The 860-nt window shown below is 36.7% G+C and carries 2 protein-coding genes; both read left to right on the top strand.

The window, feature by feature from the left end; genetic code table 11:
• The first annotated feature begins 196 nt into the window (after nucleotides 1–196).
• Complete coding sequence (locus ACIR131C_RS0106640; protein ID WP_027404290.1) at nucleotides 197–421, top strand: DUF433 domain-containing protein; 225 nt, start codon at nucleotides 197–199, stop codon at nucleotides 419–421.
• The gene (locus ACIR131C_RS22085; protein WP_035371598.1) at nucleotides 418–759 is read left to right on the top strand and encodes a DUF5615 family PIN-like protein; all 342 of its coding nucleotides are present in this window, start codon (nucleotides 418–420) and stop codon (nucleotides 757–759) included. Before ACIR131C_RS0106640 ends, ACIR131C_RS22085 begins: the two co-directional genes overlap by 4 nt.
• Nucleotides 760–860 lie beyond the last annotated feature (101 nt).

The following is an 860-nucleotide window of genomic DNA, read 5'->3' as shown; positions in this document are numbered from 1 at the left end:
TGTAAATCCTGAAATCCTGGAAATCCTGATATGGCTTGCGCCACGCTACGCTATCAGACAATTAATTACCGTCAAATTAGCAACCTCATCTGCAAACAAATCCCTCATCCTGTAACTCTTGCAAATCCTCATCTAGCTTGCGCCACGCTATCAGACAAATGCTACAATTAATCAGTAACGATAAGAAGTAACCAAAATGGAAAGTAGAATCACTATTCATCCAGACATTTGTAATGGACGACCCATTATTACTAATACTCGAATTTCTGTACAAACAATTATGGAGTTTTTAGGCGCTGGTGATTCAATTGAGGAAATTCTGGAAGAGTACCCCTCTCTACAACGAGAAGATATTTATGCTTGTATTCAATTTGCAGCAAAGTTGATGGGGAATCATTATCAAGTGAGAAAAATCGCATGAATGGGTTTTTATTCGATGAAAATTTACCCGTGAAAATCCAATTTACTCCATCTTTACCCATTGTCCATGTTTCAATCTTAGGTAACAGTCCAAGTGATACCCAAATATGGCAGTATGCGAAAGAAAGAAAACTGGTAATTGTTACCAAAGATGCAGATTTTTCTGATCGCATGATGGTTGATTTACTTCCGCCTAAAGTAGTACATCTACGCTTTGGGAATGTGCGAAAACGTCAATTTCACTCACTTCTGTCTAGAGTTTGGCCAGAAATTGAAATTTTAGTGGCTGATCATCAGTTAATTAATGTTTATTTGGATCAGATTGAAGCTTTTAAATAATTAATGTTTGATACTAGAAAGCGATCGCTTAAAATGATAAATCACATCCTGTAAGCTATCAGACAATTTACCACAGTGATCGCTCGAATTAACCACCGAAT

This window comes from Dolichospermum circinale AWQC131C (genome assembly GCF_000426905.1).
GTDB classification, from domain to species: Bacteria; Cyanobacteriota; Cyanobacteriia; order Cyanobacteriales; family Nostocaceae; genus Dolichospermum; species Dolichospermum circinale.
This window is presented reverse-complemented; position numbering and strand designations above follow the sequence as displayed.

Excerpts from the sequence above, each read along its gene's own strand:
- ACIR131C_RS0106640 (WP_027404290.1), top strand. The coding sequence starts at position 197 with ATGGAAAGTAGAATCACTATTCATCCAGACATTTGTAATGGACGACCC.
- ACIR131C_RS22085 (WP_035371598.1), top strand. The coding sequence starts at position 418 with ATGAATGGGTTTTTATTCGATGAAAATTTACCCGTGAAAATCCAATTT.